The organism is Spirillospora sp. NPDC048819 (genome assembly GCF_040650055.1).
Classification (GTDB): Bacteria; Actinomycetota; Actinomycetes; order Streptosporangiales; family Streptosporangiaceae; genus Spirillospora.
On the sequence record NZ_JBEZGN010000002.1, the window covers coordinates 44,302 to 69,087 of the forward strand.

20 protein-coding genes are annotated in these 24,786 nt (G+C 72.4%); 1 reads left to right on the top strand and 19 read right to left on the bottom strand.

Annotation, left to right across the window (positions count from 1 at the left end; all coding sequences use genetic code 11):
• Position 1 precedes the first annotated feature (1 nt).
• The 6 genes from AB0C35_RS03290 to AB0C35_RS03315 all read right to left on the bottom strand — a co-directional run bounded on the left by AB0C35_RS03290 (position 2) and on the right by AB0C35_RS03315 (position 7,948).
• Entirely contained in the window at positions 2 to 916 is a 915-nt protein-coding gene (locus AB0C35_RS03290; protein WP_358449965.1) for a phosphatase PAP2 family protein, read from the bottom strand.
• A gap of 38 nt (positions 917 to 954) precedes the next feature.
• Positions 955 to 2,361: a transcription antitermination factor NusB gene (locus AB0C35_RS03295; RefSeq protein WP_358449967.1), complete on the bottom strand. Its 1,407-nt coding sequence runs from the start codon at positions 2,359 to 2,361 to the stop codon at positions 955 to 957.
• The gene (gene fmt / locus AB0C35_RS03300) at positions 2,361 to 3,341 is read right to left on the bottom strand and encodes a methionyl-tRNA formyltransferase (RefSeq protein WP_358449969.1); all 981 of its coding nucleotides are present in this window, start codon (positions 3,339 to 3,341) and stop codon (positions 2,361 to 2,363) included. The genes AB0C35_RS03295 and fmt overlap by 1 nt, the downstream gene beginning before the upstream one ends.
• A complete protein-coding gene (def, locus tag AB0C35_RS03305) occupies positions 3,342 to 3,887 on the bottom strand; it encodes a peptide deformylase (protein WP_358449971.1) in 546 nt (181 codons plus the stop codon). It abuts the gene before it with no gap.
• Positions 3,888 to 3,981: 94 nt separating this feature from the next.
• Positions 3,982 to 5,790 (bottom strand): hypothetical protein, encoded by a 1,809-nt coding sequence (locus AB0C35_RS03310; RefSeq protein ID WP_358449973.1) that lies wholly within the window; start codon positions 5,788 to 5,790, stop codon positions 3,982 to 3,984.
• A 16-nt stretch (positions 5,791 to 5,806) separates the two neighbouring features.
• Positions 5,807 to 7,948, bottom strand: a complete 2,142-nt coding sequence (locus tag AB0C35_RS03315) for a primosomal protein N' (RefSeq protein WP_358449975.1) — start codon at positions 7,946 to 7,948, stop codon at positions 5,807 to 5,809.
• A gap of 256 nt (positions 7,949 to 8,204) precedes the next feature.
• On the opposite strand from AB0C35_RS03315, the gene AB0C35_RS03320 reads away from it, so the two are divergent.
• Positions 8,205 to 9,755 carry an MFS transporter gene (locus tag AB0C35_RS03320; protein ID WP_358449977.1) on the top strand — a complete coding sequence of 517 codons (1,551 nt, stop codon included), beginning with the start codon at positions 8,205 to 8,207 and terminating at the stop codon, positions 9,753 to 9,755.
• A gap of 78 nt (positions 9,756 to 9,833) precedes the next feature.
• On the opposite strand, the gene metK is transcribed toward AB0C35_RS03320, so the two are convergent.
• The 13 genes from metK to pyrR all read right to left on the bottom strand — a co-directional run bounded on the left by metK (position 9,834) and on the right by pyrR (position 24,543).
• Positions 9,834 to 11,027, bottom strand: a complete 1,194-nt coding sequence (gene metK, locus AB0C35_RS03325) for a methionine adenosyltransferase (RefSeq protein WP_358449979.1) — start codon at positions 11,025 to 11,027, stop codon at positions 9,834 to 9,836.
• A 166-nt stretch (positions 11,028 to 11,193) separates the two neighbouring features.
• Positions 11,194 to 12,414 carry a bifunctional phosphopantothenoylcysteine decarboxylase/phosphopantothenate--cysteine ligase CoaBC gene (coaBC, locus tag AB0C35_RS03330; RefSeq protein ID WP_358449981.1) on the bottom strand — a complete coding sequence of 407 codons (1,221 nt, stop codon included), beginning with the start codon at positions 12,412 to 12,414 and terminating at the stop codon, positions 11,194 to 11,196.
• Between the two features lie 64 nt (positions 12,415 to 12,478).
• Positions 12,479 to 12,733 carry a DNA-directed RNA polymerase subunit omega gene (gene rpoZ, locus AB0C35_RS03335; RefSeq protein ID WP_021597645.1) on the bottom strand — a complete coding sequence of 85 codons (255 nt, stop codon included), beginning with the start codon at positions 12,731 to 12,733 and terminating at the stop codon, positions 12,479 to 12,481.
• Positions 12,734 to 12,760: 27 nt separating this feature from the next.
• Positions 12,761 to 13,354: a guanylate kinase gene (gmk, locus tag AB0C35_RS03340; RefSeq protein ID WP_358451094.1), complete on the bottom strand. Its 594-nt coding sequence runs from the start codon at positions 13,352 to 13,354 to the stop codon at positions 12,761 to 12,763.
• A gap of 159 nt (positions 13,355 to 13,513) precedes the next feature.
• Positions 13,514 to 13,840 (bottom strand): integration host factor, actinobacterial type, encoded by a 327-nt coding sequence (mihF, locus tag AB0C35_RS03345; protein ID WP_026405770.1) that lies wholly within the window; start codon positions 13,838 to 13,840, stop codon positions 13,514 to 13,516.
• Positions 13,841 to 14,597: 757 nt separating this feature from the next.
• Entirely contained in the window at positions 14,598 to 15,299 is a 702-nt protein-coding gene (pyrF, locus tag AB0C35_RS03350; protein WP_358449984.1) for an orotidine-5'-phosphate decarboxylase, read from the bottom strand.
• Positions 15,296 to 16,276 (bottom strand): dihydroorotate dehydrogenase, encoded by a 981-nt coding sequence (locus AB0C35_RS03355; protein WP_358451096.1) that lies wholly within the window; start codon positions 16,274 to 16,276, stop codon positions 15,296 to 15,298. Before AB0C35_RS03355 ends, pyrF begins: the two co-directional genes overlap by 4 nt.
• A gap of 8 nt (positions 16,277 to 16,284) precedes the next feature.
• Positions 16,285 to 17,172, bottom strand: coding sequence for a dihydroorotate dehydrogenase electron transfer subunit (locus tag AB0C35_RS03360; protein WP_358449986.1), 888 nt, complete (start codon positions 17,170 to 17,172; stop codon positions 16,285 to 16,287).
• A gap of 91 nt (positions 17,173 to 17,263) precedes the next feature.
• Positions 17,264 to 20,635: a carbamoyl-phosphate synthase large subunit gene (gene carB, locus AB0C35_RS03365; RefSeq protein WP_358449988.1), complete on the bottom strand. Its 3,372-nt coding sequence runs from the start codon at positions 20,633 to 20,635 to the stop codon at positions 17,264 to 17,266.
• A complete protein-coding gene (carA, locus tag AB0C35_RS03370; protein ID WP_358449990.1) occupies positions 20,635 to 21,753 on the bottom strand; it encodes a glutamine-hydrolyzing carbamoyl-phosphate synthase small subunit in 1,119 nt (372 codons plus the stop codon). The genes carB and carA overlap by 1 nt, the downstream gene beginning before the upstream one ends.
• Entirely contained in the window at positions 21,750 to 23,033 is a 1,284-nt protein-coding gene (locus AB0C35_RS03375) for a dihydroorotase (RefSeq protein WP_358449992.1), read from the bottom strand. Before AB0C35_RS03375 ends, carA begins: the two co-directional genes overlap by 4 nt.
• Entirely contained in the window at positions 23,030 to 23,971 is a 942-nt protein-coding gene (locus tag AB0C35_RS03380; protein WP_358449994.1) for an aspartate carbamoyltransferase catalytic subunit, read from the bottom strand. The genes AB0C35_RS03375 and AB0C35_RS03380 overlap by 4 nt, the downstream gene beginning before the upstream one ends.
• A complete protein-coding gene (gene pyrR / locus AB0C35_RS03385) occupies positions 23,968 to 24,543 on the bottom strand; it encodes a bifunctional pyr operon transcriptional regulator/uracil phosphoribosyltransferase PyrR (protein WP_358449996.1) in 576 nt (191 codons plus the stop codon). Before pyrR ends, AB0C35_RS03380 begins: the two co-directional genes overlap by 4 nt.
• Between the last annotated feature and the right edge of the window lie 243 nt (positions 24,544 to 24,786).

The window sequence follows — 24,786 nt, forward strand, 5'->3', positions numbered from 1 at the left end:
TCTATTGGCGCAGTCCCGCCCGCTCCTCACCCGGCCGGGTGAGCGCGGGGGTGGGACGGCGGGCCAGCCGGAGGCGGACGAAGGCCTCCGGCGCGCCGGCCGTGACCCAGAGGCCGAGCACCGCTTGGACGATGAACGACTGGACCACGTCCGTCCCGGCGAAGGGGTAGACGACGGCGGCGCCGACGAGGCCCACCGGGACCCGTGCCAGGCGTTGCCAGGGCCTTCCGCCAGGGTCGAACCAGCCGCGGGCCGCAAGCAGGGAGATCCCGGCCAGGACGCCGCAGAACCCGCCCGCGGCTCTGGCCGATTCGACCAGGTTGACGGGATCGATGTCGCCCCCGGCAGCTCGTATGGCGCGTGCCCAGGTGCTCGGCCACTGCCAGTCTTGGAGCGGTTGCAGCGCCCCCCAGGCCGCGCCCAGCAGCAGCAGAGAGATCCCGAGGGCAAGGGCCATCTGGACGGCCAGATGACGGCGTTTCCACCACGGGACGACGATGGGTTCCAGCCCGAGTGCGGCCACCAGGAGAGTCAGGCCGATGGCTCCGCCGCCGAGGACCTGGCCGATCGAGTGGACTCCCAGGCGGACGCGGGAGACTCCGACCAGGACGACGATGACCACGGCGGCCGCCCAGAGGAGCCGCCGCCGTGTCTGGGCGGCGAAGAAACCCCAGGCCACCGGTGCGTTCTGGGCATGGCCGGACGGCATCCCGAACGACGAGTGCGACTGCTCGCCCTCGACCGCGGGATCCGTCCAGTAGGGGCGGGGGTCGTGGAAGACCAGCTTGAGGAGCGTGTTGAGGAACGCGCCGAACAGCAGGATCACCGCTGCCCGGGCCGCCAGGCGCGGGGCCGCGCACCAGAACAGGACGACTATCAGGGGAACGTAGAAAGCCGCGCTTCCCAGAAACGACATGACATGCCAGAAGCCGGTCAGCACAGAACCCCCAGAGGCTAGGTGCGACGCAGCAGGGCCAGGAACATCGCGTCCGTCCCGTGGCGATGCGGCCAGAACTGCGCGTAAGGGCCCTTCCCCAGGCCCGTGAGGTCATGCGCGAGCGACGCCAGAACGGCCGGGGTGTCGAGCCGTTCTACATCATCGCGGCCGCGCAGGACGTCGTCCACGACGACCCGGGTCTCGGCGAGATGGGGTGAGCACGTGACGTAGGCGACCACGCCGCCGGGGCGGACGGAGTCGAGGGCCGATGCGAGCAGCCCCCGCTGGAGGGGACCGAGTTCGGCGACCGACTCGGGGCCGCGGCGCCAGCGGGCCTCCGGGCGGCGGCGCAGCGCGCCGAGGCCGGTGCAGGGCGCGTCCACCATGACCCGGTCGAAGGACCCGGGGCGCCAGGCGGGCGCGGTCCCGTCGGCGGCGACCACTCCCGCACGGCCGTCGACCGCGCGGCGGACCAGACCGGCGCGGTGCGGCTGGATGTCGGCGGCAAGGAGCCGCGCATCGCGCCGGGTCGCGAGGCCGGACAGAAGCCCCGCCTTGCCTCCGGGCCCCGCACAGAGGTCCGCCCAGCGCTCGTCTGGGCCGTCCAGGGGCGCATCGGCCAGGGCGAGGGCGACCATCTGGCTGGCCTCGTCCTGAACGGCGGCGCGCCCATCATTGACGGCGGCGACGCCCGCCGGGTCACCCTCGGGCAGAAGGGCCGCGTAGGGCGAGTACGGAGCGGGCTCCGCGCCCGCGTCGTACAGCTCTTGGACGGTGGCCCGGCCTGGGCGGGCGACCAGGGTGACGCGCGGGCGGGCGTTGTCCGCGGCGAGGAGTTCTTCGATCTCGTCTGCGCCGACGGCGTCACGCAGAGCGGTGACGATCCACTTCGGGTGGCTGTGGGCGACCGAGAGGCGGGTCGTCGTGTCGGCGTCGGCGGGCGCCACGATCTCCAGCCACTCGTCCATGTCGCGGCCGGCGACCTTGCGGAGCACCGCGTTGGCGAACTTGGCCTGGCCGGGGCCGGAGACCGAGCGCGCCAGCTCGACCGTGGTCCCCACCGCGGCGTGCGGCGGGATTCGGGTCGCGAGGATCTGGTGAGCGCCGAGGCGCAGGACGTCCAGGAGCGGCGCGTCGATGCGGCGCAGTTCGCGGTCGCTGCACAGCGCGAGCACCGCGTCGTAGGTGCCCCGGCCGCGCAGCGTGCCGTAGGTCAGTTCGGTGGCGAGGGCGGCGTCGCGTCCCGAGAGGCCGCGGTCGCGCAGGCGCGCGGGCAGCAGGAGGTTGGCGTAGGCGTCACGTGTCTCGACCGCGCGGATCACGTCGAACGCGGTGCGCCGGACGAGGTCCTGGGGACGGCCCGTACTCCGGGGGCCGCCCGGCCTGCGGTTCGGGGTGCGTCGGCGGTTACGGGCGGGCGGCATCAGTGCAGGGCGTCCTTGTCGTTGGGGTGGACGCCGTCGTTGAGGTCGACGCCGTCGTTGAAGTGGGCGCCGTCGTCGAGGTCGATGCCGCGGGTCCAGTCGGCGGCGGCCATGCGGCGCTTGCCCTGCGGCTGGACCTCGCCCAGTGCGACGGGGTGCGTCGCCGTTCCCACCAGCACCTCGTTCTTCCCCGGGCGCAGTTCGCCGGGCGACAGCTTCTCCGCGCCGGGCACCGGACGGACCGGCCCCAGCTTGACCCGGGTGCCGCGGAAGTCCGTCCACGCGCCGGGAGCGGGTGTGCATGCGCGGATGAGGCGGTCGATGTGCAGCGCCGGGCTGCGCCAGTCGACGTGGCCGTCCTCGGGCGTCAGCTTGGCCGCGTGGGACACGCCCTCCGTGGGCTGTGGCCGGGGCTCCAGCACGCCTTCCTCGATTCCGTTCATCGTGTCCAGAAGGAGGCTCGCTCCGGCGACGGCCAGCCGGCCCAGCAGTTCACCGGAGGTGTCGGCCGGGCGGATCGGCTCGGTGAGGACGCCGTAGACGGGGCCGGTGTCCAGCCCCTCCTCGATCTGGAACGTGGCCGCGCCGGTCATGTCGTCGCCGTGCAGGATCGCGCGCTGCACCGGGGCCGCGCCGCGCCAGGCGGGCAGCAGCGAGAAGTGCAGGTTCACCCAGCCGTGCCGGGGGATGTCCAGGGCCTCGCGGGGCAGCAGGGCGCCGTAGGCGACGACCGGGCAGCAGTCGGGCGCGATCTCCCGGAGCCGGCCGAGGAACTCCGGGTCGCGGGCCTTGGCGGGCTTGAGCACCTCGACGCCCGCCTCGGCCGCGAGTTCCGCGACCGGGCTGGCGCTCAGACGGCGCCCACGGCCCGAACGCCCGTCCGGACGGGTCACGACCGCGGCGACCTCGTGCGAGGACTCCAGAAGCGCTCTCAGGGACGGGAGCGCGGTCTCGGGAGTTCCGGCGAAGACCAGCCGCACCTAGATCGCCTTCCCGAAGGTGCGGTGCGGAGACTCCCTGACGACCGGGGCCGGGTCGCCGAACCACTCGGCCTCCCTGATCGCCTTCATCGCGGCCTTGCGCTGCTCGGGGTCCATCCGGTCGATGAAGATGACGCCGTCGAGGTGGTCGGTCTCGTGCTGGACGCAGCGGGCCAGCATGTGCGTGCCCTCCAGCGTGATCGGCTCCCCGTGCATGTTGAAGCCCTTCGCCACGGCCCGGACGGCGCGCGCCGTGGGAAACGCCAGGCCGGGGAGGGACAGGCAGCCCTCGTCGTCGGTCTCCTGCTCGTCCGACAGGTCCAGGGTCGGGTTGACGACGTGGCCCAGCCGGTCGTCGACGTAGTAGGTGAACACCCGCAGGCCCACGCCGAGCTGCGGCGCGGCCAGGCCCGCCCCCGGAGCGTCGATCATCGTGTCGGTGAGGTCCTTGACGAGCTGCCGCAGCTCCTTGTCGAAGTCCTTCACCGGATCCGCGGGCGTGCGCAGCACGGGATCGCCGAAAAGGCGGATGGGCTTGACGGCCAACGAGGACTCCGTTTCCTGCGAGGTTCCTACGAGGTTCCCGCGTTCGTGCACAGTGGGATGCTCCGTCCAGTCTACGGAGGCGTCCCGTCGACATTCACACGCTGCGACGTGCCCCCTGGTTCGCCGAACGCGCCTTGTAGGCGGCGGTGCGGGCGGCCTTGGCGGTCGCCTTGTCGGGGTGGTGCGCGCCCAAGGCCTCCAGGACGTCGGCCACACCGGGATGGTCGGTGCGCCAAAGGTCGTCGACCATCAGCCCCATCTCCGCTCCCGCCGGAGCGTCGATGAGGGCCGCCTCGACCGCCTCACCGGGCTCGGCGGTCTCCAGCATCCCCGCGACGGTGTCGACGAACACCCACAGGTACTCCTCCCGGGCCAGCTCCCGCCCGGACGGGTCGCCGATGGCGTTCAGCCAGAGCGCGGCGTAGGGCGAGACCAGCGGATGCTCCTGCGCGGCACGGACCACGGCGGCGGCCTCCGGGCCGATCCTGTGCAGGACGGCCGCGGCCAGGTTGCGTGCGCCGGGGCCGCCGGTACGCATGACGTCCAGCAGGTCGGCGGCGGCGTCCTTGGGGTCGTGGCGCGCCAGCCACCCGTCGATCTCCTCGTCGGCGGCGTCCGGCCGGTACCAGGTGAGGCCGGCGATCAGGTCGGACGCCCTGGACCCGGCCAGCTCGCCGATGACGGGCGCGGTGAACCCGTCCGCGAGCAGCAGTTCCCGGACGGCCCACACGCCCAGCGGCGTCAGGGCCCGCCCCTCGCCGGACGTCTCGACGACGCCCCATTCCTCGAGCACCGCCAGTTCGAGGAAGAACGCGTCCGACACGAGCGCGGGCATGGTCTCGGCGTCGGTGAGGTCGTAGGCCTCCTCGACGTGGTCGAGCAGAGCGCCGACGAGAATTCCGGGCTCGGTCGGCTCCTCCTGCTCGTACAGGTGGATGAGGACGCCGGTCATCTCGTTCTGGACGAGTTCGACCGCGTCCAGGCCGTCCGCGTAGTCGTGCCCGGGCACGACGAGCGCGTCGAACAGCGGCAGCCAGGCGGCGAGAAGTGCCGCGTCATCGCCGGAACGGAGGCCGTCCAAGGCGGGTCCCGGGGCGGCCTTGCCGTGCTCGGCCGTGATGACCTCCGCCTCTACGGCGGCCCACCAGACCCGCTCCAGTTCACCCGCGTCCTCCATCTTCCCGTGGCGCCGGGGAGTCTCCATGCCGAGGGCGAGACCCGCGGCCTCGGCGTCGGCCTTGGTGAGCGCGTCGTGCTCGCTGAGGTCGCGCTCGCCCGTCCACTCGGCCAGGGCGAGGACGTTCCGGGTCAGGCGGGAGCGGCGGACGGCATCGGCCAGCTCCGCCTCGGGGGCGAGCCGCACGGGCGGGACGACCAGTTCCTCGACCTGCCGCAGATACCCCTCGGTGCGGGCGTACCGCTCCTCTTCGGGGAGCGCCTCGAAATCGCGGAGCCACGCGTCGACCGCCTCCTGGTCGTCCAGGGAGACGCCGTCGGCCCGCATCAGCCCGCCGATGACCTCGGCGGCCGCCTGCCGCTCCTCGGTGTCGACCTCGGCGACCAGGTCCGCGAACTCGGGGCCGGTCCGTTCGATCTCGGCCACCAGGCCCGCGGCGGCGCCGCCGGGGAGGGCGCCGGTGTCGTCCAGGTACGCGACGACCGTGCGGAGGTCGTCCAGGATCATGGGGACGTCGTCGCGCCCTGCGACCACCGACTCGGGGAACACCTCCAGCAGGAGTTCACGGAGGCGCTCCGGGGTCAGCGCGTCCGGGCCGGTCAGGCCCATCTCCTCCCGCGCGAGTTCGAGCAGGAGGCGCGCACCCGGCTCGTCCAGCGCCTCGCCGCGTTCGTCCGCCCACCGCCGCAGGTCGCCCACGGTGGTCTCCACCCAGTTGTCGGCCACCCGAGAACCCTATTGGTCAGATCAGCTCCAGGGGGTCGATCTGCACGCGTACGGTCTCCGCCGCCTTGCGCGCACTGCGCACACCCTGGGCTTCCTTCAGCGCGCGCGCCAGGGCGTAGCCCGCCGCCCGGGGCACCCGGATCAGGGCGCGTTCCTTGTGCGGCGTGTCGCCCCCCGCCTGCGGGCCGGGAGCCTGCGGGACGGGGACGGGCCCGAGCACCTCCGCGCCCTCGGGCAGCCGGGCGTCGGCCAGCAGCTCCCGGATCGCCGCAGGGGTCGCGGTCAGGGACGCCATCCGCGCGGCGGGCGGAAAACCCACGTCCCTGCGCTCGGCCAGTTCCCGCTCCGCATAGGTGACGGGATCCCACCGGACGAGGGCCTGGACGGGCGGAAGGGAACCCTCGGCGGCCACCACGACCGGCCCGTGCGGCCGGACCAGCGCCGCCGCGTTCATCCAGCGGCGCAACGTCTCCTCTCCGGCACGCAGATCCGGCCGCCCGAGCAGGACCCAGCCGTCCAGCAGCAGCGCCGCCCTGTACCCGCCTTCTGCGGGCGGTTCGGCCCCCGGCGTGGACACCACCAGGGCACGATCCGGACCGACCTGTTCGAGGATCGCGTCGCGTCCGGAGGTGCGGACCGCAACGCCGGGGAACGCCCTGCCCAGCTCCTCCGCCGTGCGTTTGGCGCCGACCACCACCGCGCGCACCTGGAAGAAGCCGCATTCGGGGCAGTGCCAGTCACCCGCGATGCGTCCGCACCACCGGCAATGGGGGGCGGCGTGGGACGAGGGGAGCGACAGCGGCCCCTGACAGGCCGCGCACTGGGCGGGTGTGCGGCAGCGCCCGCACGCAATGCCCGGGACGTATCCGCGCCGTGGAACCTGCACGAGGACGGGCCCGTCCTCCAGCGCCTGCCGTGCCGCTTCGAACGCGACGTTCGGCAGGCGCGCGGTACGGGCGGCGGCGTCGCGGGCGAGCTGGGCGTCCTCCCCCACGTAACGGACGCGGGGCATCGCCGTCCGGACACGTCCCCGGTCTGCCGCCAGCGTGTGCGCCCAGCCGGACTCGACGAGCTGGGTGGCGTCGGTGGTTCTGGTGAATCCGCCTATCAGAGCCGCCGCACCCGTTCTATGGGCGCGCAGGGCGAGGACGTCGCGGGGATGCGGGTACGGGGCATGGGGTTCGGCGTGGACGTCGTCGCCGTCGTCCCACAGCACGGCCAGCCCGAGATCGGCCACGGGCGCGAACATGGCGGCGCGCGTTCCGACGACGGCCCGTGCGGAGCCGCGCAGGACGGACAGCCACCTCCGGTAGCGCTCCGCCGGGCCCAGTTCCGCCGTCAACGCGACGTGGAGGCCCTCCCCCAGTTCCGCCTTCAGCGCGGCGTCCACCCGTGCCACATCGCGGCCATCGGCCACGACGACCAGCGCGCCGCGCCCGCTCCCGAGGGTCGCGGCGACGGCGCGCGCTATGGCGGCCGTCCAGTCATGGCCGGGCAGGGCCGTCCACACCGCCCGCGGTGCCCTGCCGTCGGCCAGCGCGCTCAGGAACGACGCCCCCGCCGGATAATCACGCCACGCGCCGATGTCGGCCGCATCGCCGTCCCCGGTGGGCCCGGACTCCACCATGGATTCGGCGTCGCCGGGCGCGGCCACCGGCTCCGCTTCGACGCGGGCATGCCGTGGCGGGACCGCGAGCCGGAGCACGTCCGCGAACGTTCCCGCGTACCGGTCGGCCACCTCCCGCACCAGCGCCGCGACCTCCGGGGTGAGGACCGGCTCGGACGACGTGACCCGCTCCAGGTAGAGCAGCTTCCCCTCGTGGTCGCTCTCGGTGACCCGCTCCAGCAGGAAACCGTCGACGAGCTGGCCGGCGAAGCGCACCCTCACCCGGCACCCGGGAACGGCCTTGGCGTCCATCTCGGCCGGCACCAGGTAGTCGAAGGGACGATCCAGATGCGGAAGGGACATGTCGACCGCGATCCGCGCGACGGGCCGGTCCTCGGCCGGACGGCGCGCCCCCTTCTTCCCGGCCTTTCCGGATTTCCGAGACTTCCCCGGACCGCCCGGCCTTCCCGGTCCGCCCGGCTTCTCCGCGGGTGCCGCCGGCAGCTCGCCCAGCCCCGGGATCAGGTCCGTGCCCCCGCCGTCCTTCGTCACGCCCCCGTCCTACCAGATCAGCCCGACAACCGACCGTGCACGCTAGGGTTGATCCTTTGAACGGGGTGCGCACCCGCCGGCCCATTGCCCGATGCCTTCCGCGCCCTCGCCGTCCGACGAGCCCGTGCAGGCGATGACCACAGCGCATACTCAAGAGCGGCCGGACGCCCCTGTCCGTCAAGGGCGGTCGCGCCGCCCCAAGGGCCCGCGGGCCCGTCCGCCCTGGAGAAAGTGGGCCAATCCACGCCATCCGGTGGTGGCGGCCACGTTCGCGGCGGCCGTCCTCCACCTCGTGTGGGGGCTCTTCCTGGCGACCGAGGGCGGCGACCTCGCGGCACAGGCCGCCTGGACGGACTTCGCCTGGAAGCACCCCGACGCCGCCTACAGCTTCGCCTGGTACGGCGGCATGCACCCCGCCTCCTACAGCGTCATGTCACCGCATCTGATGGCGCTGTTCGGCATACGCACGGTGGCCGTGGTGACCGGCACGGTCTCGGCCGCCCTCACCGCGCATCTGCTGAGGCGGTTCAAGGCGCCCGTGGCCCTGCCGGCCTCCCTGTGGGCCGCCTTCGCGCTGTCGTGCAACGCCGCGTCCGGCCGGGTCACGTTCGGACTCGGGCTGATGTTCGCGCTCATGGCGACGATCGCCGCGTTCACCCCGCGCGGCACCCCCGCCCTGCGCGCGGCCGGGATGGTCGGGTTCAGCCTGCTCGCCTCGCTCGCGAGCCCGGTCGCGGGGCTCTTCCTCCTCGTGCTGGCCGCCGCGATGATCCTGACCGGACGCCGCCGCGCCGGGATCTGCGTCGCCGTCGGCCTCCCCGTCGTGGTGGGGACGACGAGCCTGCTGTTCCCCTTCGACGGCATCCAGCCCATCTCGTTCACCGCCATCGTCCTGCCCGCTGTCACCAGCGTGATCGCGGTGCTGACATGCGCGCCGAAGAGCTGGCGGTTCATCCGGATCGGAGCGGGGGTGTACCTGGCCGGGATCGCCTTGACGTGGCTGATCCCCTCGCCGGTCGGCAGCAACGTCGAACGGCTCTCCCTGCTGTTCGGCGGGATGTTCCTGTTGTCGGCCGTTGCGCGCGCGCACGGGCGGCTCCGGATCGCCGTGCTGTCCCTGGCGTTCATCGTCACGGCGTCCTGGCAGGTCGTGAAGCCCGTCGACGACGTCATCCACACCGAGCCCGCCGACGCGGCCGCCGAGCACGCCAGCGGTCTGATCGCCGAACTGAAAGCCCTCGGCGCCGACAAGGGCCGCATCGAGGTCGTCCCGCTGCGCTCCCACTGGGAATCGTCCGGCATGAGCCGTCACTTCACCCTCGCGCGCGGCTGGAACCGCCAGGTCGATGCGGAACGCCACGGGCTGTTCTACGAAGAGGGCGCGCTGACGCCCGGCTCCTACCGCGACTGGCTGAACGAGTGGGCGGTGCAGTACGTCGTCCTGCCCGAGCAGGAAACGGACTGGTCGGCGCAGGAGGAGGAGGCGCTCGTCGAAGCCGGCCAGCCGTACCTGACGGAGATCTGGCGCGACGAGCACTGGCGGCTGTTCCGCGTCCTGCGCGCGACGCCGCTGGTCGACCGTCCGGCGTCCGTGCACCGGCTCGACTCCGGCGAACTCGTCATCGACATGCCGTCCAGCGGCTCGGTCCTGGTGCGCGCCTACTGGTCCCCGTGGCTCAGGGTGACGGGCGGGGACGCGTGCCTGAGGCGCGACGGCGACTTCGTCCGGCTGGAGGCGGGCACGCCCGGCCGCTACACCCTCGCCGCCCGCTACGGTCTCCAGCGCGGCAACCACTGCGAATCCTGACCGGCCGCAGCATCCCGCGCACGACGGAGCCCCGGGGAGAACGCCCCCCGGGGCTCCGTCGTCGCAGGCGGCTCGCCGTTACAGGCCGGCCGCCGAGGCCAGGTCCTTGGCGCGGTCGGTCGACTCCCAGGTGAAGTCGGGCTCCGAGCGGCCGAAGTGGCCGTACGCGGCGGTCTGCTGGTAGATCGGGCGGAGCAGGTCGAGGTCGCGGACGATCGCGGCCGGGCGCAGGTCGAAGACCTCGGAGATCGCCTTCTCGATCTTCTCGGGGTCGACCTTCTCGGTGCCGAACGTCTCCACGAACACCCCGACCGGGTGCGCCTTGCCGATCGCGTAGGCGACCTGCACCTCGGCGCGGTCGGCGAGCTGCGCGGCGACGATGTTCTTGGCGACCCAGCGCATCGCGTACGCGGCGGACCGGTCGACCTTGGACGGGTCCTTGCCGGAGAACGCGCCGCCGCCGTGCCGGGCCATGCCGCCGTAGGTGTCCACGATGATCTTGCGGCCGGTGAGCCCGGCGTCGCCCATCGGGCCGCCGATCTCGAAGCGGCCGGTGGGGTTGACCAGCAGCCGGTAGCCCTCGGTGTCGAGGTCGAACTCGGCGAGCACCGGGTCGACGACGTGCTCCTTGACGTCCGGGCTCAGCAGTTCCTTCAGGTCGATGTCGGGGGCGTGCTGGCTGGACACGACGACGGTGTCGAGGCGGACGCCGCGGTCGCCGTCGTACTCGATGGTGACCTGGGTCTTGCCGTCGGGACGCAGGTAGGGCACGTCGCCGCTCTTGCGGACCGCCGACAGCCGGTGCGCGAGCCGGTGCGCGAGCGTGATCGGCAGCGGCATCAGGTCGGGCGACTCGTTGGTGGCGTAGCCGAACATCAGCCCCTGGTCGCCGGCGCCCTGCCGGTCCAGGTCGTCCACGCCCTCGCCCTCGCGGGCCTCGTAGGCGTCGTCGACGCCCTGGGCGATGTCGGGCGACTGCGCGCCGATGGACACCGACACGCCGCAGGAGTGGCCGTCGAAGCCCTTCTTGGACGAGTCGTAGCCGATCTCCAGGATCTTCTCGCGGATCACACCGGGGATGTCCACGTAGGTCTCGGTGGTGACCTCACCGGCCACATGCACCTGACCGGTCGTGATCATCGTTTCGACGGCGACTCGGCTCTTCGGGTCGTCCTTGAGCATCGAGTCGAGGATCGCGTCGCTGATCTGGTCCGCGATCTTGTCCGGGTGTCCTTCGGTGACGGACTCGGAGGTGAACAGGCGGCGAGGCACGTACGTGAACTCCTTGCAGCGGCTGCTGACTGGCGTCGCAGGACGGATTTCTTGTCGAGTTCGGCAGGGGACCGCTCCCCCGCCGGGGCTACCCACGGGTGTTGGCCCGAAGTCTAGCGGGATCGTCGTCCAGCACCGCTAGCGCGACGGTGGTGGGCACCTCCGGTCAGTCGGTCGGCGGGAGGCCGAGGCGGGCGGCGACGAGGTCCCAGACGACCTCGGCGAGCGCCTCCTTGGCGCCGCGCGGGACCTCGGTCTGCGAGCCGTCCGCGCCGAGGATCACGGCGGCGTTGTCGGGGCGCCCGAACGTCAGGTTCTCGCCGACCTGGTTGACGACGAGCAGGTCGCTGCGCTTGCGGGCGAGCTTGGCGCGGCCGTTCTCCAGGACGTCGTCGGTCTCGGCCGCGAAACCGACGATCACCTGCCCGGGACGGCGGAGCTCGCCCAGCTCGGCCAGGATGTCGGGGTTCTTGACCAGCCGGATCGGCTCCGGCTCGCCGCCCTCGGTCTTCTTGATCTTCGAGCCCTGGTAGCCGGACGGGCGGAAGTCGGCGACGGCGGCGGCCATGACGACCGCGTCGGCCTTGGCCGCGGCCTCCAGGACGGCCTCGCGCATCTCCTCGGTGGACCCGGTGGGGACGATCTCGGCCCCGGCCGGGTCGGGGAGGGCGACGTTGGCGGAGACGAGCGTCACCCGGGCGCCGCGGGCCACGGCGGTGCGGGCGAGCGCGTAGCCCTGCAGGCCGGACGAGCGGTTGCCGATGAAGCGGACGGGGTCGATGGCCTCCCGCGTCCCGCCGGCGGAGACGACGATGTGCCGCCCGGCGAGGTCGCGCCCGTCGGCGCCGCGGGCCAGGACGTGCCGGGCGACCTCGAACAGCTCGGCCGGGTCGGGCAGCCGCCCGGGGCCGGTGTCCTTGCCGGTGAGACGTCCCGAGGCCGGTTCGATCACGACGGCGCCGCGGGCCCGCAGCGTCGCCACGTTCGCCCGCGTCGCCGGGTGCTCCCACATCTCGGTGTGCATCGCGGGCGCGAACACGACCGGGCAGCGGGCGGTGAGCAGGGTGTTGGTGAGCAGGTCGTCCGCCAGCCCGTGCGCGGCCCGCGCGAGCAGGTCGGCGGTGGCGGGCGCGACGAACACGAGGTCGGCGTTCTGCCCGAGCCGGACGTGCGGGACCTCGGCGACGTCGTCCCAGACCCGCGGGGAGACCGGTTTGCCGGACAGGGCCGCCCAGGTGGGCTCGCCGACGAAGCGGAGCGCGTCCGCGGTCGGGACGACGGTGACGTCGTGACCCGACTCGGTGAGCCGCCGGAGCAGCTCGCACGCCTTGTAGGCGGCGATGCCGGCGCTCACGCCGAGCACGACGCGCGGCTTGGGGGAGGTCATGTCGGCCACTGTCCCATCAGGCCCCCGACGCGTCCGCGCCGGGGTCGCCCGAGGTTCCGCGGGCTCAGCCCTCGATGGGCTCGGCGTTCAGGAGGCCCTCGCGCGTCTCGCGCAGCGCGATCGACAGCGGCTTCTCCTGGACCTGCGTCTCGACGAGCGGGCCGACGTACTCCAGCAGGCCCTCGCCCAGCTGGGCGTAGTAGGCGTTGATCTGCCGGGCGCGCTTGGCCGCGATGCTCACGAGGCCGTACTTGGTGTCGACGACTTCGAGGAGCTCGTCGATCGACGGGTTGGTGATGCCTTCATTGCTGGCTGCCACTCGGTGGCCTTCCCCTGGGAACGCGTGTTAACGAACAACCATCAAGGCTAGCAGCTCATCGCACACGTCCCGGACGGACGTGTTGACGAGCGTGACGTCGAACTCCTTCTCGGCGGCGAGTTCGACCCGGGCCGCCTCCAGGCGGCGCTCGATCACCTCGGCGGGCTCGGTGCCGCGGCCGGTCAGCCTGCGGACGAGCTCCTCCCAGCTGGGCGGCGCGAGGAACACCAGCAGCGCCTCCGCCATGGACCGGCGGACCTGCCGGGCGCCCTGCAGATCGATCTCCAGGAGCACCGGCTCGCCGCGGGAGAGACGCTCCTCGACGGGCCGCCGCGGGGTCCCGTAGCGGTTGCCCGCGAACTCGGCCCATTCGAGGAGCTCCCCCTCGCCGACGAGCCGGTCGAAACCGGCGTCGTCGACGAAGAAGTACTGCACACCGTGGGTTTCACCCGGCCGGGGGGGCCGGGTGGTCACCGAGACCGACAGCCACACCCGGGGGTGTGATCGCCGGATCTCGGCGACGACCGTGCTCTTGCCGACGCCCGACGGCCCGGAGAGGACCGTCAGCCGCCGCGCGAGCGGGTCATGCGGCTTGGAGCCGTCCGGCGCGGGGATGGACATCTTCATCCGGCCTGTCCGCGGAGGCGTGGCCTGCGCGGGCCTGCCGGGGATGAAGAGCGTCCTCCCGGTGCGCCGGAGCCGGACGGGATGGAGCCGGATTCGGGTCGCCCCGAGCCGGCCGCGGCGGTCTGGCCGCCGCGCCCGCCCGTGAGTCGCGCGTCAGCGGTTCGCACTTCCGCCGAACTCACGCTCCAGGGAGGCGCGCTGGTTGGCGCCGAGGCCCCGCACACGGCGGGACTCGGCGATGCCCAGACGCTCCATGATCTGCTTCGCACGGACCTTGCCCACACCGGGCAGTGATTCAAGAAGGGCCGACACCTTCATCTTTCCGATGACGTCGTCGGACTGACCCTCTTTGAGAACCTCGGCGAGCGAGGTTCCCCCGTGCTTGAGCCGGTTCTTAACCTCGGCCCGCTCCTTGCGAGCCTTGGCAGCCTTCTCCAGGGCTGCGGCGCGCTGTTCGGGGGTTAGGGGCGGAAGAGCCACGCCGGGTCACCTCAGGTTTCCACTCGACGGAGTCGGACGGGTTGGGAAACTAGCGAGTTCACCGCCCATTAGGCAACGTGAAGTGCCGTTTAGCCCGCCACAAATTCATGAAAATCACTCCCCGGAGTGTCCTGAATACAGAGTGTACACAACTGCGGGCCCTCAACCGCCCATCACCCTGCCTTGCTGGGACTTTCGCATGATCGTGAAAATCCCCCCTTTCCGACCCCAAATGCGGCACTCGATACCGCTTTGCCGCTACGGTCCGCGCCCCCGGCGGGCCGCCGCGCCGCGCTCCCGTCCGCCGCCGGCGGGCCCCCGCGGCGCCCCGTTGTGAGGTCCCCCACAAATGATCCCGACCGAGTGACACTCGTCACGCCACGCCGTTCCGCACGTCGCGGGGGGACCGTTACTGTCATCCTCGACAGCACTCCGACCCGCCAAGACCGCTCCCACTCCGGAGGACCCGCCGCCCCACCAGCTCCCCCGCCCGCCGCCAGGGCATCGAACAGGACGCGGAACCGCCGGCGGTCAGCCGGAGACGTTCCCCGGTGTGAATCGTCGGCCCGCGTGAACGAGTTCATCGTTCGCCACGTATCCCAATGTGGACGAGACCGTCTCCGCATTGGCATACGAACAAAACCACAAAGTGCGATACCGCACGCCCCGAGAACCCCAAAACCCGCCCCGAAAGCAGATCTCGCCATAGCGACCGCGCGCACCATTGGGCGCCCGCCTACCCTCGCCATGGGCTCGCTCAGGGCGTCCCGGCCGACTTCCTGCGCAGAGCGGCGGCTATGGCGGCCGCGGCGGCGCCGGGGTCGGGGGCGGCGGTAATGGGGCGGCCGATGACCAGGAGGTCGGCGCCGGCGGCAAGGGCGTCCTCGGGGGTGGCGACGCGGGCCTGATCCTGGTTGGCGGAGCCGGCGGGGCGGACGCCGGGCGTGATGAGCGTGATGCCAGGGCCGACCTCGGCACGGACGGCGGCGGCCTCCTGCGGGGAGCAGACGAGGGCCTGCGCGCCCGCCTCGACGGCCAGGGCGGCCAGCCGGCGGACGGCGTCCGGGGCGGGGCCGGCGAGGCCGACGGCGGTGAGGTCGGTCTCGCTGAGCGACGTCAGGACGGTCACCGCGGCGATCCTGGTGGCGGGGACCGCCTCGACCGCCGCGCGGATCATGGCGGGGCCGCCGGCGGCGTGCACGGTCAGGTAGGACGGCTTGAGGCGGGCGACGGCGCGGGCGGCGCCGCGGACGGTCGCGGGGATGTCGTGCAGCTTCAGGTCCAGGAAGACCTGGACGCGGCTGGCGCCCCGGACGCTGGCGACGACGTCCGGCCCGTACCGCAGGTAGAGCTCCAGGCCCACTTTCACGGTGGAGACGTGCGGAGTGACCAGGGTGGCCCAGCGCGCGGCCGTCTCCAGGTCGGGCGCGTCCAGCGCGACGGCGATGGGGGCGGTCACAGCTTCTCCTTCTCGGGCTCTTGCGGGCGCACCTGGGGCGGGACGTACCCGGCGGGCTTGTGCGCGAGGCCGACGGCGTCGGCGAGACGTCCGATGCGGCGGGCCGCGAGGGCCTCCTCCAGCTCGCGCAGGACGCGGGGCCCGGCCGCGGGGTCGTGGAAGACCGCGGTGCCGACGGCGACGGCGGAGGCCCCGGCGAGGATGAACTCCAGCGCGTCCAGGCCGGTGGCGACGCCGCCGACGCCGATGATGGGCGTGGAGGGCAGCGCGGAGTGCACCTGGTAGACGCAGCGGACCGCGATGGGGCGGACGGCCGGCCCGGACAGGCCGCCCGACACGCCGGTGAGGGCGGGGCGGAGCGTCCGCGGGTCGATCGCCATGGCCTCGATGGTGTTGATGAGGGTGAGGCCGTCGGCGCCGGCGTCGACGCAGGCCAGGGCGATGGTGACGATGTCGGTCACGTCGGGGGCGAGCTTGGCGAAGATGGGGACGCCCGGCCGGGCGTTGTCGCGGACGGCCCGGACGACGGACCTGGCGGCGGCGGGATGCCAGGCGAACATGCGGCCGCGGTCCTCGACGTTCGGGCAGGCGATGTTGACCTCGATGGCGGCGATGCCCGGGACGTTGCGGAGGCGGCGCCCCAGTTCGCCGTACTCCTCGACGCTGTTGCCCGCGACGGAGACGATCGTGCGGACCTCCTGCTCCATGAGCCATGGGAGGTCGCGTTCCAGGAACGACTCGACCCCCGGGCCGGGGAGCCCCATGGCGGTGAGGAGGCCGCTGGGCGTTTCGGTCACGCGGGGTGTGGGGCGGCCCGCGCGCGCTTGGGACATCACCGACGTGGTGACGAAGGCGCCCAGGCGGGAGAGGTCGAAGAACTGGGCGAGTTCCCGTCCCGACCCGCCGCACCCGGAGGCCGTCATGACGGGATTGGGCAGCTCCAGAGGCCCGAGCACGGTCTTGACCCGGTCGCTCACCCGGTCGCTCACTGGGAGCCCCCTTCCGAGACGCTCAGGACGCGCGGAGCACCGAGCGCGTCGAACGGGATGGTTCCGAGGTCGCCCCACCGGACGCGGTCGCCGCGCAGGACGGGACCGTCCGCGCAGGCGCGGACCATGCGGGTCACGCCGTCGTCGCCGTGGACGGGCAGCATGCACGTCATGCACACGCCGATGCCGCACGCGCCCGTCCGCTGGAGGAACTCCTCGACCGACACCTGGGAGGGCAGGCCGAAGTCGCCGGCGACCTGCGTGACCGACCGGAGCAGGTCCGTGGGGCCGCACCCGTAGACGACGTCGGCGCCGGTCTCCTCGATGACGCGGGGCAGGACGTCGCGGACGGTGCCCTTCTCCCCCATCGACCCGTCCTCGGTGGCGACGGTGGAGCTGTCGCCGATGCGCTGCGCCATGCGGGAGCCGAAGACCTGCCGGGTGGACGGCCCGCCGAGCACGAAGTGCACCTTGCAGCCGCGCCGCAGCAGGGCGTCGGCGAGGGCGAACACGGCGGCTGCGCCGGGGCCGCCGCCGACGAGCAGGCAGGTGACCGGGTCGCGGGGCAGCCGGAACGGGCGTCCGAGCGGCCCGACGAGGTCGATCTGGTCGCGGGAGCGGCGTCCGGCGAGCCAGGCGGTGCCGGGCTCGGTGTCGGCGAACACCAGCTCGACGGTGCCGCCGTAGTCGGACTTGACCTCGTGCACCCCGAAGCAGCGGCGGATCAGCCGGGACGTGTGCTCGCCGCCGACGGCGAGCGCCACGAACTGGCCGGGCCGGAACCGCTCGGCGATGGCCGGGGCCACCAGCGTCAGCGCGTGGTAGTCCTGCACCTGGCGGACCGTCAGAACCGTCCCCGACGTCTGCACCGGTGTGTCGGACACCCGTCTCCCTCTCCTCGTCGCGTGCGCCGGGCGGGCCGGGGCGCGGCGTCCCGCGACCTGCCCCGCCCGCCCGGCTCCTGTCACCCGGGCGTCATGCTCCCTCACCGTCCGGTGCGGGCCCGCCGGCGCGCCCGTGGGCGCCGCCGAGCCGCTCGGCGTGCTCCTGGAGGGAGCGGACGCCGACCTGGCCGCCCGCGACGGCCTCGATGCCCTGCACGGCCGCCGCGAGCCCCTGGACGGTCGTCACGCACGGTACGCCCCGCAGCACGGCCGCGGTGCGGATCTCGTAACCGTCGAGCCGCGGCCCGGACTGTCCGGGGCTGCCGAAGGGAGTGTTGACGATGAGGTCGACCTCGCCGTCCAGGACGCGCCGCACGATCGTGGGCTCGCCGGACGGGCCCGGACCCTCGCTGTGCTTGCGCACGATCTTGGCACGCACGCCGTTGCGGCGCAGGACCCCGGCGGTCCCTTCCGTGGCAAGAATCTCAAAGCCCAGGTCAGCGAGGCGCTTGACGGGGAACACCATGTGCCGTTTGTCCCGGTTCGCCACGGAGACGAACGCGCGTCCCTTGGTCGGCAGCGAACCGTAGGCGGCCTGCTGCGACTTGGCGAAGGCGGTGCCGAACACCTCGTCGATGCCCATGACCTCCCCGGTCGAGCGCATCTCGGGACCGAGGACGGTGTCGACGCCCTGGCCGCGCTCGTTGCGGAACCGGTCGAACGGCAGGACGGCCTCCTTCACCGCGATCGGCGCGTCCGGCGGCAGGGTCCCGCCGTCGCCCGCCTCGGGCAGCATCCCCTCGGCGCGCAGTTCGGCGATGGTGGCGCCCATCATGACGCGGGCGGCGGCCTTGGCCAGCGGCACCGCCGTCGCCTTGGACACGAACGGGACGGTGCGGGACGCGCGCGGGTTGGCCTCCAGGACGTACAGGACGCCCGCAGACAGCGCGTACTGGACGTTCATGAGCCCGCGCACCCCGACGCCGCGTGCGAGCGCCTCCGTCGATTCCCGGATGCGGCGGATGTCGTCGTTCCCGAGGGTGATCGGGGGCAGGGCGCACGCCGAGTCGCCGGAGTGGATGCCGGCCTCCTCGATGTGCTCCATGACACCGCCGAGGTACAGGTCCTCGCCGTCGTACAGGGCGTCGACGTCGATCTCGATGGCCTCGTCCAGGAAGCGGTCGACCAGGATGGGATGTTCCGCCAGCGCGGTCGCGCCGAGCGCCTCGGTGGCGCGGGTCATGTACGACTCCAGCGTCGCGTCGTCGTACACGATCTCCATGCCCCGCCCGCCGAGGACGTACGAGGGCCGGACGAGAACGGGGTAGCCGATCTCGTCGGCGATCTCGCGGGCCTCCTCGTAGGACGTGGCGGTGCCGTGCTTGGGCGCGAGCAGGCCGGCCCTGTGCAGGACGCGTCCGAACGCGCCGCGCTCCTCTGCGAGGTGGATGCTCTCCGGCGAGGTGCCCACGATCGGGACACCGGCGTCCTTGAGCTTCTGGGCGAGCCCCAAGGGCGTCTGGCCGCCGAGTTGGACGATGACGCCCGCGACCTCACCGGACTGCTGTTCCGCGTAGACGACCTCTAGGACGTCCTCCAGCGTCAGGGGCTCGAAGTAGAGCCGGTCGGAGGTGTCGTAGTCGGTGGAGACCGTCTCCGGGTTGCAGTTGACCATCACGGTCTCGTAGCCCGCCTCGGCCAGCGTGAACGACGCGTGGACGCACGAGTAGTCGAACTCGACGCCCTGGCCGATGCGGTTGGGTCCGCTGCCGAGGATGAGCACCTTGGGCTTGGTGCCCGGCGGTACCTCGGTCTCCTCGTCGTAGGCCGAGTAGAGGTACGGGGTCTGCGCTTCGAACTCGGCGGCGCACGTGTCCACGGTCAGGTAGACGGGGCGGATGCCGAGGGCGTGGCGCACTTCCCTGACGACCTCCTCGGAGAGGTTCCGCAGCTCGCCGATCTGCGCGTCGGAGAACCCGTGCCGCTTGGCGCGCAGCAGCTTGTCCCTGGTGAGCGCGTCGTCGGCGGTGCGGATCTCTTCGGCGACCTCGTTGATGGCGACGATCTGGTCGAGGAACCAGGGATCGATGCCGGTCGCCTTGTAGAGGTCGTCGATACCGGCGCCGGCCCAGAGCGCGCGCTGCACGTCCTTGAGCCGTCCGTCATGCGGGCGCCTGGCCGACTCGACCAGCTCGGCGGCGTCCGCCGAACCCGCCCAGCTGAACGACGAGCCCTTCTGCTCCAGCGACCGCAGGGCCTTCTGCAGCGCCTCGGTGAAGCAGCGCCCGATGGCCATGGCCTCGCCCACGGACTTCATGTGCGTGGTGAGGGTGCCGTCCGCGCCGGGGAACTTCTCGAAAGCGAACCGGGGCACCTTGACCACGACGTAGTCGAGCGTGGGCTCGAACGACGCGGGCGTCTCGCGGGTGATGTCGTTCGGGATCTCGTCCAGGGTGTACCCGATCGCCAGCTTCGCCGCGATCTTGGCGATCGGGAAGCCGGTGGCCTTGGACGCCAGCGCCGACGACCGCGACACCCGCGGGTTCATCTCGATGACGATCATCCGGCCGGTGCCGGGGTGCACGGCGAACTGGATGTTGCAGCCGCCGGTGTCGACGCCGACCTCGCGGATCACCGCGATCGCGACGTCGCGCATGTTCTGGTACTCGCGGTCGGTCAGCGTCAGCGCGGGCGCGACCGTGATCGAGTCGCCGGTGTGCACGCCCATCGGGTCGAGGTTCTCGATCGAGCACACGATCACCACGTTGTCGTTGCGGTCGCGCATGACCTCCAGCTCGTACTCCTTCCAGCCGAGGATCGACTCCTCCAGGAGCACCTCGGTGGTCGGGGAGGCGTCCAGGCCCGTGCCGGCGATGCGGCGCAGGTCGTCCTCGTCGTGGGCGAACCCGGAGCCGGCGCCGCCCATCGTGAACGACGGCCGGACGACGAGCGGGTAGCCCAGCTCACCGGCGGCGGCGAGGCAGTCCTCCATCGAGTGGCAGATGAGCGACCGGGCGGACTCGGCGTTCAGGCCCCGCTCGCGCGCGACCTTGGCGACGACCTCCTTGAACTTCTCCCGGTTCTCCCCGGCCTGGATCGCGTCCACGTCGGCGCCGATCAGCTCGACCCCGTACTTGGCGAGGACGCCGCCCTCGTAGAGCGCGATGGCGGTGTTCAGGGCCGTCTGGCCGCCGAGCGTGGGCAGCAGCGCGTCCGGCCGCTCCTTCGCGATGATCTTCTCGACGACCTCGGGGGTGATCGGCTCGACGTAGGTCGCGTCGGCGAACTCGGGGTCGGTCATGATCGTGGCGGGGTTGCTGTTGACCAGCGTCACCCGCAGGCCCTCGGCCTTCAGCACCCGGCACGCCTGGGTCCCGGAGTAGTCGAACTCGCACGCCTGGCCGATGACGATCGGCCCGGAGCCGATGACCAGGACGGACTTCAGATCTTCCCTGCGCGGCATTACTTCGACGCCTCCATCAGTTCGCAGAAACGGTCGAAGAGACCCGACGCGTCGTGCGGGCCGGCCGCGGCCTCCGGGTGGTACTGGACGCTGAACGCCGGACGCTCCAGGAGTCTCAGTCCTTCCACACAGCCGTCGTTGAGGTTGACGTGCGTGACTTCGGCGGGGCCGTAGGGGGTGTCGAACGGGCCGTCCTTGGGGGCGTCCACCGCGAACCCGTGGTTGTGGGCCGAGATGTGCACCCTGCCCGTCGCCAGGTCCTGGACGGGCTGGTTGACGCCCCGGTGCCCGAACCGCAGCTTGTACGTCCCGAGCCCGAGCGCGCGGCCGAAGATCTGGTTGCCGAAGCAGATGCCGAAGAACGGGGTTCCGGCGTCGAGGACGCCCTTCAGCGCGTCCACCGCGTAGCCGGCCGCGGCGGGGTCGCCGGGGCCGTTGGAGAAGAACACCCCGTCCGGGCCGAGCGCGAGGATCTCCTCGGCGGTGCTGGCCGCCGGCAGGATGCGCACCTCGCAGCCGCGGATGGACAGCCGGTTCGGCGTCATCGCCTTGATGCCGAGGTCGACGGCGGCGACGGTGTAGCGCTTGTCCCCCTGCGCCTGGACGACGTACGGCTCGGTGGTCGACACGTCCCGCGCGAGGTCGGCGCCCTCCATCGAGGGGCTCTGCCGCACGCGCTCCAGCAGCGCGTCCTCGCCGGGCGCGACCGCCGCCTCCCCGCTGAAGACGCCCGCGCGCATCGCGCCCCTGTCGCGCAGGTGCCGCGTCAGCGCACGCGTGCCGGGGATGGCGATGCCCACCACGCCCTGCTCGCGCAGCGCGGAACCCAGCGACCCGGTGGCGCGCCAGTTGGACGCCACGCGGGCGGGCTCGCGCACCACGTAGCCCGCCACCTGGATACGGCGTGACTCGGGGTCCTCGCCGTTGATGCCGGTGTTGCCTATGTGGGGGGACGTCATGGCCACGATCTGGCGCGCGTACGAGGGGTCGGTGAGGGTCTCCTGATAACCGGTCATCCCGGTGTTGAAGACCATTTCGCCGAAGGTCTCCCCCTCGGCCCCGTACGCGGCCCCGTGGAACACCCTGCCGTCTTCCAGAACGAGCAGAGCAGGGTTCATTGGAGCTTCCCTTCCAGGACGGTCGGCTTGCCTCGCAGGAACGTGGCGACGACCCGTCCGGGCAGCTCCAGCCCCGCGAACGGGGTGTTGCGGCTCTTGGACGTCATGGCCGACGGGTCCACGGAACGGCGGGGCGACGGGTCGTACAGCGTGATGTTGGCGGGCGAACCTGCCTCCAGCGGACGACCCTGTCCGGAAAGGCGGCCGATGCGCGCGGGACGGGCGGACATCCGGTCGGCGACCCCGGCCCAGTCGAGCAGCCCGGTCTCGACCATGGCCTCCTGGACGACCGGCAGCGCCGTCTCCAGGCCGATCATGCCCATCGCGGCCACCGCCCACTCGGTCTCCTTGGCCTCGACCGGGTGCGGGGCGTGGTCGGTGGCGACGCAGTCGATCGTCCCGTCCGCGAGGGCGCCGCGCAGCGCGGAGACGTCGTCGGCGGTGCGCAGCGGCGGGTTGACCTTGAAGATCGGGTCGTAGGACCCGGCGAGCGCGTCGTTCAGCAGCAGGTGATGCGGGGTGACCTCGGCGGTCACCGGGCAGCCCCGGCTCTTGGCCCAGCGGATGATCTCCACCGAGCCGGCCGTGGAGACGTGGCAGACGTGCAGCCGCGACCCGACGTGCTGGGCGAGCAGAACGTCCCGGGCGATGATCGCCTCCTCGGCGACGGCGGGCCAGCCGCGCAGGCCGAGCGCGGCGGACATCTCGCCCTCGTTCATCTGCGAGCCCTCGGTGAGGCGTGGCTCCTGCGCGTGCTGCGCGACGATGCCGTCGAACGCCTTCACGTACTCCAGTGCCCTGCGCATGATGACCGCGTCCGACACGCAGTGCCCGTCGTCCGAGAAGACCCGTACCCGGGCGGCCGAATCGGCCATCGCACCCAGTTCCGCGAGCTGCTCCCCGGCGATGCCCCGCGTGACCGCGCCCACGGGCTGGACGTCGCAGTATCCGGCTTCGCGCCCCAGGCGCCACACCTGCTCGACCACACCCGCCGTGTCGGCGACCGGGTCGGTGTTGGCCATCGCGTGGACGGCGGTGTACCCGCCCATCGCGGCGGCCTTCGTCCCGGACTCGACGGTCTCGGCGTCCTCGCGGCCCGGCTCGCGCAGATGGGTGTGCAGGTCCACCAGGCCGGGCAGGGCGATGAGCCCGTCGGCCTCGATGGTCTGCGCCCCGGCATCGTCCAGCCCGGACCCCACCTCGGCGATGACGCCGTCACGGACCAGGATGTCGGCGCCCTCAGCGCCGAGCACGCGCACGCCCTTGATCAGAAAACTCACTGGGTGACCTCCTGGCCGATTGCGGGCTCGGAGCCCCCGAGAAGCAGATAGAGGACGGCCATGCGGGCGCTGACGCCGTTGGCGACCTGCTCGACGATCGTGGAGCGGACGGAGTCGGCGACCTCCGCGGCGATCTCGACACCGCGGTTCATCGGCCCGGGATGCATGACGATGGCGTGGTCGGGCAGCTCGGACATCCGCTCGGCGTCCAGGCCGTAGCGGCGGCTGTATTCGCGCACGGTCGGGAAGTACGCGGCGTTCATCCGCTCCTGCTGGACGCGCAGCATCATGATGACGTCGCTCTTGGGGAGCACCACGTCCAGGTCGTAGGAGACCGAGCACGGCCACGTGCCGATCGCCACCGGCAGCAGCGTCGGCGGCGCGACCACGGTGACGTCGGCGCCGAGCGTGTCCAGCAGCAGGACGTTGGATCGTGCCACGCGGCTGTGCAGGACGTCGCCGACGATCGTCACCTTGCGGCCCTCGAGGTCGCCCAGGCGCTTGCGCATCGTGAACGCGTCCAGGAGGGCCTGCGTCGGGTGCTCGTGCGTGCCGTCGCCGGCGTTGACGACGCTGCCCCGGACCCAGCCCGCCAGCCGGTGCGGGGCGCCCGAGGCGCCGTGCCGGATGACGACGCCGTCCGCGCCCATCGCCTCCAGCGTGAGGGCGGTGTCCTTCAGGCTCTCGCCCTTGGAGACGCTCGACCCTTTGACGGAGAAGTTGATGACGTCCGCGGACAGCCGCTTGGCGGCCGCCTCGAACGAGATGCGGGTGCGGGTGGAGTCCTCGAAGAACAGGTTGACGACCGTCCGGCCGCGCAGCGTCGGCAGCTTCTTGATGGAGCGGCCCGCGATCTGCGCGAGCTCCTCGGCCGTGTCGAGGACGAGCAGCGCGTCGTCGCGGCTCAGGTCGGCGGCGGAGATCAGATGGCGGTTCATGAGGCACCCCCCGTCGGGCTCGTCAGCACGGGCCCCAGCAGCACCGCGTCGCGCCCGTCGTTCTCGTCCAGCAGGACCTTCACGGTCTCGCGCATCGAGGTGGGCAGGTTCTTGCCCACGTAGTCGGCGCGGATCGGCAGCTCCCGGTGCCCGCGGTCGACGAGCACGGCGAGCTGGACGGCGCGGGGCCGCCCGAGGTCGTTCAGCGCGTCGAGCGCGGCGCGCACCGTCCGCCCGGAGAACAGCACGTCGTCGACCAGGACGACGACCCGGTCGTCGACGCCCTCGGAGGGCAGCTCGGTGCGGCCGAGAGCGCGCGCGGGCCGCATCCGCAGGTCGTCGCGGTACATGGTCACGTCGAGCGAACCCCACGGCACCGGGCGTCCCTCGACCTCGCGCAGCGCCTCCGCCAGCCGCTCGGCCAGCGTCACGCCGCGGGTCTGGATGCCGAGCAGCAGGACGTCGTGGCCGCCTTTGGTCCGCTCGAGGATCTCGTGCGCGATCCGGGTCAGCGCGCGTCTGATGTCGGGTCCCTCCAGAACGGCCTTGGGCCGGAGGTCACCGTCCGCCACGCGCGCCCCGGAAGGCCGTTCCGGCCTGGAGGCAGCATTCACCACCGAACCTCCTTTCCCGCCTCACTGGACGGGCCTTAAAGGACGTCTTGTCTCCCCCACGTTAGCAGCAGGCCGAAACCGCCCCGCATCCGGACCGCTCCATGTCTTCGCAGGTGAGAGGGGTCACATCCGAGCGGCCGCCGGACCGCGGACCGGCCGCGTGACCGGCCGTGCACGCCGTGCCCACAGGGGTTGCGGACG